Below are 9456 nucleotides of genomic sequence, written 5' to 3' on the forward strand. Positions count from 1 at the left end.
CCCACACCCCCGCCCCCCGTGGTGCCCCGCAACCCCGGGGCGCGCAACCGCGGTACGGACGTCAGGCCTTGGGGCCCGCGGACTGGACGACCTCGAAGGACCAGAGGGTGGAGCCGGAGGCGGCGGGGCGCTTGGGGGCCTCGCCGGAGGGGCCGTTCTGGTGGGCCGCCTTCATGGGGCCCTCCATCCAGGCCTTGAAGTCCTCCTCGCTGCGCCAGCGGGTGTAGACGAGGTACTGGTCGGTGCCCTCGACCGGGCGGAGGAGCTCGAACCATTCGAAGCCGTCCGAGTTCTCCACCGCGCCGGCGCGGGAGGCGAAGCGCTGCTCCAGCACCTCGCGCTGCTCGGCCGGTACCGTCAGCACGTTGATCTTGACGACGGACATGTGGCGCACACTCCTTCTGCTCCGATGACTGCTTACGGGGAGCAGTCTGCTACACCTCACACGCCGCGGCTCAGGCGATCCACGGCGGCAGGACGCGCTGGTCGTCCCGCGGGGCAAGGCCGCAGGCGCCCTCGGGGGTGCGGGCGTCGGGGTTGTAGGCGTGGGCGGGGGACGGGGAGGCGACGACGGCGGTGAAGCCTTCGGTGGTGGCGATCCGGCGGGCGGTGTCGGCGGGGAGGACGGCGGTGTCGCCGGCGGCGAGGGTGAGGACCTCCCCGGCCAGGTCGACCCAGGCGGTGCCGGTGAGCAGGGTCCAGACCTGCTCGGTGTCCATGGCGTGCAGCGGGCCCTTGGTGCCGGCGGCCATGTCGACCTGCCAGACGGCGAGGGCGGCGGAGCCCTGGGTGGGCGAGGCACAGGTGGTCATGACGGCGTTCGGGGTCGCGGTGCGGCGGGCGTCGGTCCGGCGAATCACGGGCATGGTGAAGGAACCCCCTAAGATGGTCAATGAAGTTGTCTATATGGTCAATGAGGTTGTCTATCGTGTCAAGTGAAGCGCCCCCGCCGGGCTTCGAGCTGCCGCTGCGCCTGCTGCTCGCCTTCCGGACGATCATCGACGAGCTGCACGAACGCATCGCCCGCGAGGGCCATCCCGACCTGCGCCCGATGCACGGCTTCGTCTTCCAGGCGATCGGCCCGCACGGCACCACCGCCTCCGAACTCGGCCGCCGCCTCGGCGTCACCAAGCAGGCGGCGGGCAAGACCGTCGACAACCTGGAGCAGCTCGGCTACGTCGAGCGCGCCGCGGACCCCTCCGACACCCGGCGCAAGCTGGTCCGGCTCACCGGGCGCGGGGTGGACTGCCTGGTCCGCTCCGCCCGGATCTTCGACGAGCTGCGCGAGGAGTGGGCCGCGACCCTGGGCGAGGAGCAGCTGCGGCAGCTGGAGGACGGCCTGCGCCGGCTCGCCCCCGGCGACCCGTTCCGCCTCGACACCCCGCGCTGGTTCGGGGCGCCGTAACCCCGGCACCGAGGTCAGGACCCGGGGAGCCCGAGGGTCGCGAGAGTCTGGTTCTTGTACGCCTTCACGCCGGTGACCTCGGCGCCGAACCACTCCGGCGCCGAGAACGCCTCCGCCTCGGCCTCCGAACCGAACTCGACCTCGACGGTGCGCAGCCCGGCCAACTCCCCCTGGTAGACGTCCGCGTAGACGGTGACGCCGGACGCCTCGAACGTGTAGCGGTCCTTGACCAGGCGGGCGCCCGCAGTGGCAGGCCAGAGCTCGGTGAACTCCCGCTCCCCGAGCTCGCGTTCCACCTCGATCCGGACGGGGGAGCCCTCCGAGGACGAGGCGCTCCGCTTGACGCCGAGGACACGGCTGTCGCCGATCCGCCGCAGCCGCACCTCCGTCCCGTCGTTCTTGATCGCGATGTACCCCTGCTCGATGCGCTGCCGCACCGCCGTGCCCGGCGGCTCGAAGGCCTCCAGCAGGAACTTGCGCTCGATTTCGAGCGGCATGCCGCACCACCCTTCCCTGCCACACCCGACGGGCCGACGCATGGTCAGAACGACCGACCCTCCCCACGGTACGGCGGCTCCGGCCCCGAGGAGTCCGGCCGGTCCCGCAGGTCCGCGCAGAGCGAGGAGCTGAGCCGGTTGAGCACCCCGGCGAGCTCGGCGTACCGCTCCTCGTCCCAGTCCCCCAGCATTTCGGCGAGCTGGGCGCGCCGCGCGGCGACCAGCCGCAGCGACACCTCCTCCCCCGGTTCGGTGAGCCGCAGCGGCAGCCCGCCGGACCGCGCCGCCAGCCCCCGGCCCTCCACCTCCCGGACGGCCTCCTCGACGACGGCCACCGGAACGATCCGCCGCTCGCCCAGTTCGGCCGGCTCGACCGAGCCGTGCTGGTGCATCTGGAGGAGCAGCCAGCTGGAGGCGGGCCGCAGGTCCAGTCCGGCGGTCTCGGTGATCCGCCGGAAGAGGTCGCGCCGGGCCTCGCGGCTGTTCAGCACCGAGAGAGCGCGGGCGATCTCGTCCAGCGAACTGCGCTCGACCGGATTGACGCCGATGGACTCGCTGAGGTCCGGCGCGGTGACGGTGGAGCGCAGCTTCTGTTCGCGCAGGAACAGCGACAGCACGAAGGCGACCACCGCGACCGGCACCGCGTACAGGAACACCCGGGTGATCGACTCGGCGTACGCGTGGTAGACCGCCGGCTGGACGGCGGCCGGCAGTTGGGGGATGACCCGCGGGTCGGCCGTGATGGCCTCCGGCTGGAAGCCGGGCGGCAGCGGCACCCCCGCCAGCGCGTCGGCGAGCCGGCTGCGCAGGCCGCTGGCGAAGACCGTCCCGAAGATGGAGACGCCGAAGGAAGCCCCGATGGAGCGGAAGAAGGTGGCGCCCGCGGTGGCCACGCCGAGGTCCTCGTAGCCGACCGAGTTCTGCACGATCAGCACCAGCACCTGCATCACCAGGCCCAGCCCGAGGCCGAAGACCAGGAAGTAGAAGCTCATCTCGGCGGTGCTGCTGTGCTCGTCCAGCCGGGAGAGCAGCAGCAGCCCGACGGTGGTCACGGCCGTCCCGGCGATCGGGAAGATCCGGTAGTGGCCGGTGCGGGCGACGATCTGGCCGGAGCCGATCGAGGTGAGCAGCATGCCGAGCACCATCGGCAGCATGTGGATGCCGGACATGGTCGGCGAGACCTGCTGGACCACCTGGAGGAAGGTCGGCAGGTAGGTCAGCGCGCCGAACATCGCGAAGCCGATGACGAAGGAGATCACCGCGACCAGACTGAACGTCCGCGAGCGGAACAGCCGCAGCGGCAGCACCGGCTCCACCGCGGTCCGCTCGACCAGGACGAAGGCGAGCAGCAGCACCAGGCCGAGCACGCCGAGGCCGACGGTCTGCCAGGAGGTCCAGGCCCAGGTGGTCCCGCCGAGCGAGGTCATCAGCACCAGGCAGGTGGCGACGGCGGCGATCAGGACGGTGCCGAGGTAGTCGATCCGGTGTTCGCGCCGGACCTCCCGCCCGTGCAGCACCGTCGCGATCACCACCAGGGCGACGATGCCGATCGGCAGGTTGATGTAGAAGACCCAGCGCCAGCTGAGGTGGTCGACGAACACTCCGCCGAGCAGCGGCCCGAGCACGCTGGTGACGCCGAACACGGCACCGAAGAGACCCTGGTAGCGGCCGCGGTCCCGGGGGGCGACGAGGTCGCCGACGATCGCCTGGGAGAGCACCATCAACCCGCCGCCGCCCAGGCCCTGGAGCGCGCGGAAGGCGATCAGCTCGCCCATGTTCTGGGCGATCCCGCACAGCACCGAACCGAGCAGGAAGATCACGATGGAGGCCTGGAAGAAGCGCTTCCGGCCGTACATGTCGCCGAGCTTGCCCCACAGCGGGGTCGCGGCGGTGGAGGCCAGCAGGTAGGCGGTGACCACCCAGGAGAGGTGGTCGAGGCCGCCGAGGTCGCTGACGATGGTCGGCAGCGCGGTGGAGACGATGGTCTGGTCGAGGGCGGCCAGCAGCATCGCCAGCAGCAGGGCGCCGATCGGCACCCAGAGGTTGGGGACGGTGACCGCCGGCGGGCCGGTCCCGGCCGCGGCACTCCGGTCGGACGCGGCGTGCGGCTCCGTCATGACGTCTCCGTCATGGCTTCTCCCTCATGGCTTCTCCGTCGGCCATGGCTTCTCCGTCGGCATCACGACGTCTCCGTGGGCATGGCGTCTCCGTGCGGGGTCGCGGGCCCGTCGGCCGGGCCGGGCAGATGATCACTCCCAGCTCACAAAACTCGCTGGTTCGTCCCGATTTGTTCCACCGGGTTGAGCCGAGCGTAAGCGCCGGGGACAACCGCCGCGCCCCGGGCGTTCTCCGGAGAGCCAACCGGCACCAATCGGCACAACCTCCCCGCGGGGGGACGGACGCCCCTGTCCACCCTTCGAGCGGTCCTGCATAATCAGGCGCGATCGTGCGCCCGGTTACGCCCGGACGGCGCACCGAACGACCGAACAACCGAACAGCCCGACGACCGAACAGCCGCCCGCGAAGTCGACGTGAAACCGAGGAGGACCGGCCGATGCCGGACCAGCACTGCCCGACGTGCGGCACCGCACGCTCCACCGGGTGCGGCTGCGTCCCGGACCCGAGCCTCACCGAGACCGCCGTCCTGCCCCACATCGAGGGCCCGCCGCTGGTCCGCCCGTACGTCCCGCAGACCGCCGACCAGCTGGCCGACGAGACCCACCCGAACGCACCGGTGGTGGACCCGTTCGCGACCACGGTGCTGCCGCCCGTACCCCCGGGGCAGCCCGGGCCGCCGGCCGCTCCGCCGCTCGGACCGGACGCGGACGCGTACGCCACCACCGTGCTGCCTCCCGTCGCCCCGGGGCAGGCCCGGTTCGGGCCGGGCGTCGGCGCCCACCCGGGCCTCGGTGCCCACCCGGGCGCCGACGGCTACCCGGCAAGCGACGGTTACCCAGCGGCCGACGGCTACCCGGACCTCGGCGCCCACCCTGAGGCGTACGCCACCACCGTGCTGCCGCCGGTACCGCCCTCGGGGCCGGCCGGGAACGAGATCGGCCTCTTCTCCTTCGGGCAGGCGCCGGACCTCGGGCCGGCCTCGAACGCCGGTCGGGCTCCGAACGCCGGTCGGGCCGTGCCCGGGCCGGAGGCCGGTGGCGGCCGGGCCGCCAGGAGGGCGGCCGAACAGGCCGACCGGCACCCGCTCGCCCAGCGCAAGGGGCTGCTCGCCGGGGCCGGCGCCGCACTGGTGGCGCTCACCATCGGTGTCGCGTACGCGGTGACGCCCTCCAAGGAGCCGTCGGCCAAGCAGGCGCAACCGCTGCCGACGACCACCCTGGCGCCCGCGCCGGTGGACCCGCCCACCCTGGCGGTGCCCGCTCCGAGCGCCGCGGCGCCGACCAGCGAGGCACCGAGCCCGACGGCCGCCCCCACCCGCAGGCCGAGCCCGACGAAGACGGCCACCCCGCCCCCGGTCGTCGCCCCGACCCCCGAGGCGCCGGCCGCTCCCCCCGTCACGACCCCTACGCCGACCGCACCGGCACCGAGCATTCCCGCCCCGACCCCGACGCCCACCGCCAGCTCGACGCCGCGCGTCCTGCAGTACGGAATGAGCGGCCCCGACGTCACGGCCCTCCAGCAGAAGCTCGCCGTCGTCGTCTGCTGGGCGAGTGTGCCGGTGACCGGGCAGTACGACGACACCACCGTGAACACCGTCGGCTACGTCCAGTGGATGTGGGACGTCAAGGGCGACAAGCGGGGCATCTTCGGCCCCAACACCCGTGCTGCCCTGGACAAGCACAGCACCTGCTGACCGGAGCGGCCCGGCCGGCGGTCACCCCTCGGGCCGACCGCCGGTCGTCCCCCGGATCAGCCGGTGATCGCCCCGAAGATGCTGATACCCGCCAGCACGACCATGATCGTCGCCGCCACCCGGATGATCAGCTTCATCGGCACGTACTTGAGCAGCTTCTGCCCGCCCACGATGGCGACCCCGCCGACCGCGCACAGCGCCAGCCAGGAGCCGAGGCCGACGGCCAGCGGGTCGGCGTACTTGGCGGCCAGGTTGGCGGTCATGATCTGGGTCAGGTCACCGAACTCGGCGATCGCGACGACCACGAAGCTGGCCCCGGCCACCTTCCAGAAGCTGTTCGAGGACGGCTCCTTGGCCGCGTGCTCGTCCTCGTCCTCGCCGCCGTGGAACAGCAGCATCGCCGCGCCGACCAGGAACAGCAGGCCGGTGACGCCCTCCACCCAGCGGTGCGGCAGCAGCGTGAGCAGGTGCCCGGCGACGAGCGCGAGGCCCACTTGGAGGGCGAAGGCGGCAGCGATGCCCGCGAAGACGTAGCTCGCACGGTACTTGGTGCCGAGCACCAGGCTGGCCAGCGCGGTCTTGTCCGGCAGTTCGGCCAGGAAGATGATGCCGAAGGTCAACGCGGCAACGGTGATACTCATAGGAGTCCTCGGTCGGGCTGCCCGGCCTCCGCAGGTCCGTCAGGGGACGCTTCGGCCCGACAGCACTGGTCATGGTCACAGCACTGCGGCCGAAGGTCTCGCCGGTACCGCTCATCGAGCGGTACCCCGGGCGCCGGGCCCCTGGGGGCCAGTATGTCGACGGTCCGGTGGAGGGCTACTCCCCTTCAACGGCCCCAAGCGTACCCGACGGCGTCGACCGACCCTCCCCGGGAGATCCACGGAGGTCGACGGGGATCGACGGAGTCCGACGGCGGCCAACGGCGGTCGGCGGCACTCGACGGCACTCGACGGCGGCCAACGGCACTCGACCCGCCTACCGGGCGCCCCCGTCCGGCTCGGCCGCTATCAGCCCGCGCCCGACCAGTTCCAGTACCACCACGATCGCCACCGACTCCACCGCCAACAACCCGATCAGCACGAACAGCTGCACCGCCCCCGCCTGGACCGGCGAGGCCCCGCCCAGCAGCATCCCGACGAAGGCCCCGGGCAGGGTGACCAGGCCGACCGTCCGGGTCTGGTCCAGCGCCGGGACGAGCGAGGTCGCCGCCGCCGTCCGGCAGATCTCCAGCCGGGCGTCGCGCTCCTCGAAGCCGAGCGCCAGCGCCGCCTCCACCTCGCCGCGCCGCAGCCGCAGCTCGTCGAGGGCCCGCCGCCCGGCCAGTGAGGTCGCGCTGAGCGCCCCGCCGATCAGGATGCCCGCGACCGGGATGACGGACAGGCCCTCGGGCGGCAGCAGCCCGACGCCCAGCAGCAGGGCGAGCACCGGCAGCACCCCGGCGCCGATCGGGGCGGCCGCCCAGACCCAGGCCGGGCCCCGGGTCATCCGCCGTCCGGCGGTGCGCACCGCGACCGAGAACATCAGCACCACGAACAGCGCCGACCACCAGAGCGAAGCGACCACCCAGGTGATCACCGCGGCAACGGCGGCCAGCTGCACCACGGCACGCAGCCCGGCCCGCAGCACCGCGTGCCCGTGGCCGAGCAGTCCCCGCCCGGCCACCGCGACGGCGGCCAGCAGCAGCACGGCGGTGACCACCCCGAGCACCGGGGTGACCGGCAGCAGCTGGCCGCCGGAGGCCGCCAGGTCCGCCGGGGCCATCAGATCCGGCCCCTTCGGATCGCACCCGTACACACCCGACCCGCGCAGATCCCACCCGTGCAGGTCCCACCCGTGCAGGTCCAATCCGTCCAGATCCGGCCCATCGGGCGCGGGCCCTCAGATCCAGCTGGTGAACCACATCCGGTCCTGCCAGGACGACATCGGGATCACCTCCGCCGTATACAGCGGGTAGAAGAAGGCGAAGCAGCCGACGATCGCGAGCACGACCGCCCCGGCCCCGATCGCCCCGATCCGGCGTCGCTCGGGGGTGCACCCGGGCGGGCCGAGCACCGCCCCGAGCATCTGGGCGACGGCCAGGCACAGGAACGGCACCAGCACGACCATGTAGAAGGAGAAGATCGTCCGCTCCTGGTACCGGAACCAGGGCAGGTAGATCCCGGCCACCGCGCACAGCACCGCGCCCGAACGCCAGTCCCGCCGGAAGAACCAGCGCCACAGCAGGTAGACCAGCGCGAAACAGGCCGTCCACCACAGGAAGGGCGTACCGAGGCCGAGGATCTGCGAGGCGCAGCCGCCCGAGGAGGTGCAACCGCGCTGCCCGTACGGGATCTGCTCCCAGTACATCGAGACGGGGCGGCCGTCGACCAGCCAGGCGAAGGGGTTGGACTGGTAGGTGTGCGGGGTGCTCAGACCGGTATTGAAGTCGTACATCTGCGAGTGGTAGTGCCACAGGCTGCGCAGCGACGCGGGCACCCAGCTCATCGGGACCTGCGGCAGCGGGATGCCGAGGACACTGTCCGGGGAGAGCCCGGCCCGCCCGTCGGCCCAGTGCCGGTCGTAGCCGCCCCCGCCGGTCGGGCCGGAGCCGCCGGTGGCGAGCCAGCCGCTCCAGGCGCCGACGTACACCACCACGGCGGAGCCGACCATGGCGAGGAAGGCGGGGACGGCGTCCCGGCGCAGCATGGAACGCCAGGGACGGCGGGCGCCGGCGGCGCGGCGGCCGGACTGGTCCCACAGGACAGTCAGGACGCCGAAAGCGGCGAGGATCGGGGCGCCGTTCCACTTCACCGCGCAGGCGGCGCCGAGGAGCACCCCGGCGGCGATCCGCCAGGGGCGCCACCCGAGCCGGACGGCGTCGCCTCCGACGGTCTCGGCGGCGACGGCGAGCCGGGCGCGGACGTGGTCGCGGTCGATCAGCAGGCTGCCGAAGGCGGCGAGCACGAAGAACATCTGGATGCCGTCGAGCAGGCCGACCCGGCTCATCACCAGTTGGAGGCCGTCCACCGACATCAGCAGCGCGGCGGTGCAGCCGATCAGGGTGGAGCCGAAGAGGCGGCGGCCGATCCGGGCCAGCATCAGCACGGTGACGGTGCCGAGCAGGGCGGTCATGAACCGCCAGCCGAAGGGGTTCAGTCCGAACAGCTGCTCGCCGACCGCCATCACCCATTTGCCGAGCGGCGGGTGGGCGATGAACTCGGGCGCGGAGGTCAGCGGGATCGACTGCGGGGCGGACAGGATGTCGGCGTTGGCGTGGTCGGGCCAGGTGCCCTCGTAGCCCTGCTGGAGAAGGGACCAGGCGTCCTTGGGGTAGTACGTCTCGTCGAAGACGAAGGAGCCGGGGTGGCCGAGGTTCCAGAACCGCAGCAGGCCGGCGAAGAGCGCCACGGCGATCGGTCCGAGCCAGCCGGAGCGGTCGGCCGCCCAGCGGACCAGGCCCCCGCGCGGGGCCGGGGCCTGGGCGGCGGTGGCCGGGGCCGCCGGTGGGTGCGTGAGCGCCGCTTGCGTCATAGCCTCGCCGATTCGCCTGTCTGCTCTGTCCGGGTCCTGGCTCCGCCCGGTTCGTGCCGCTCCGGCCGGGGCAGGGCGGTCAACAGCCACTGACACTATGTGGCGGTGCGCGCGAAGCCAAGCGCGACGGGGGCCCGCCCCGGGGGCAGGTGGGGGGCCCGGTGGTACCCCCCAGCCCCCCCCTGCCCGAGGCGGGGGGGGGGAGGAGCCCGGCCGGGGCGGGGGGGGCCCCC

At 73.0% G+C, this 9456-nt stretch carries 9 protein-coding genes; 2 read left to right on the forward strand and 7 right to left on the reverse strand.

The features are described 5' to 3' along the window. Positions 1–61: 61 nt before the first annotated feature. Positions 62–385: an antibiotic biosynthesis monooxygenase family protein gene (locus tag ACWGJO_RS25480; protein WP_117487522.1), complete on the reverse strand. Its 324-nt coding sequence runs from the start codon at positions 383–385 to the stop codon at positions 62–64. A 70-nt stretch (positions 386–455) separates the two neighbouring features. After that, positions 456–866: a cupin domain-containing protein gene (locus ACWGJO_RS25485; protein ID WP_452187164.1), complete on the reverse strand. Its 411-nt coding sequence runs from the start codon at positions 864–866 to the stop codon at positions 456–458. 47 nt (positions 867–913) lie between these two features. Here ACWGJO_RS25485 and ACWGJO_RS25490 point away from each other — a divergent pair, with 47 nt between their 5' ends. Beyond that, positions 914–1405, forward strand: a complete 492-nt coding sequence (locus tag ACWGJO_RS25490) for a MarR family winged helix-turn-helix transcriptional regulator (protein WP_380352564.1) — start codon at positions 914–916, stop codon at positions 1403–1405. A gap of 14 nt (positions 1406–1419) precedes the next feature. Here the strand turns inward: ACWGJO_RS25490 and ACWGJO_RS25495 are convergent, their stop codons facing one another. After that, a complete protein-coding gene (locus ACWGJO_RS25495) occupies positions 1420–1902 on the reverse strand; it encodes a CYTH domain-containing protein (protein ID WP_452187166.1) in 483 nt (160 codons plus the stop codon). 44 nt (positions 1903–1946) lie between these two features. Then, the gene (locus tag ACWGJO_RS25500; RefSeq protein ID WP_452187168.1) at positions 1947–4019 is read right to left on the reverse strand and encodes an MDR family MFS transporter; all 2073 of its coding nucleotides are present in this window, start codon (positions 4017–4019) and stop codon (positions 1947–1949) included. Between the two features lie 437 nt (positions 4020–4456). On the opposite strand from ACWGJO_RS25500, the gene ACWGJO_RS25505 reads away from it, so the two are divergent. Beyond that, positions 4457–5713 (forward strand): hypothetical protein, encoded by a 1257-nt coding sequence (locus ACWGJO_RS25505; protein ID WP_452187170.1) that lies wholly within the window; start codon positions 4457–4459, stop codon positions 5711–5713. A gap of 56 nt (positions 5714–5769) precedes the next feature. Here the strand turns inward: ACWGJO_RS25505 and ACWGJO_RS25510 are convergent, their stop codons facing one another. From ACWGJO_RS25510 to ACWGJO_RS25520, 3 genes are all read right to left on the reverse strand, one after another. After that, positions 5770–6354 carry a TMEM165/GDT1 family protein gene (locus ACWGJO_RS25510; RefSeq protein WP_387729587.1) on the reverse strand — a complete coding sequence of 195 codons (585 nt, stop codon included), beginning with the start codon at positions 6352–6354 and terminating at the stop codon, positions 5770–5772. Positions 6355–6688: 334 nt separating this feature from the next. Continuing rightward, on the reverse strand, positions 6689–7474 hold the full coding sequence (locus tag ACWGJO_RS25515; protein ID WP_387689530.1) for an ABC transporter permease: 786 nt from the start codon (positions 7472–7474) through the stop codon (positions 6689–6691). A 117-nt stretch (positions 7475–7591) separates the two neighbouring features. Then, complete coding sequence (locus tag ACWGJO_RS25520; protein ID WP_452187172.1) at positions 7592–9223, reverse strand: dolichyl-phosphate-mannose--protein mannosyltransferase; 1632 nt, start codon at positions 9221–9223, stop codon at positions 7592–7594. Between the last annotated feature and the right edge of the window lie 233 nt (positions 9224–9456).

It is taken from the genome of Kitasatospora sp. NPDC054795, from assembly GCF_053611565.1.

Excerpts from the sequence above, each read along its gene's own strand:
- ACWGJO_RS25480 (WP_117487522.1), bottom strand. The coding sequence starts at position 385 with ATGTCCGTCGTCAAGATCAACGTGCTGACGGTACCGGCCGAGCAGCGC.
- ACWGJO_RS25485 (WP_452187164.1), bottom strand. The coding sequence starts at position 866 with ATGCCCGTGATTCGCCGGACCGACGCCCGCCGCACCGCGACCCCGAAC.
- ACWGJO_RS25490 (WP_380352564.1), top strand. The coding sequence starts at position 914 with ATGAGGTTGTCTATCGTGTCAAGTGAAGCGCCCCCGCCGGGCTTCGAG.
- ACWGJO_RS25495 (WP_452187166.1), bottom strand. The coding sequence starts at position 1,902 with ATGCCGCTCGAAATCGAGCGCAAGTTCCTGCTGGAGGCCTTCGAGCCG.
- ACWGJO_RS25500 (WP_452187168.1), bottom strand. The coding sequence starts at position 4,019 with ATGACGGAGCCGCACGCCGCGTCCGACCGGAGTGCCGCGGCCGGGACC.
- ACWGJO_RS25505 (WP_452187170.1), top strand. The coding sequence starts at position 4,457 with ATGCCGGACCAGCACTGCCCGACGTGCGGCACCGCACGCTCCACCGGG.
- ACWGJO_RS25510 (WP_387729587.1), bottom strand. The coding sequence starts at position 6,354 with ATGAGTATCACCGTTGCCGCGTTGACCTTCGGCATCATCTTCCTGGCC.
- ACWGJO_RS25515 (WP_387689530.1), bottom strand. The coding sequence starts at position 7,474 with ATGGCCCCGGCGGACCTGGCGGCCTCCGGCGGCCAGCTGCTGCCGGTC.
- ACWGJO_RS25520 (WP_452187172.1), bottom strand. The coding sequence starts at position 9,223 with ATGACGCAAGCGGCGCTCACGCACCCACCGGCGGCCCCGGCCACCGCC.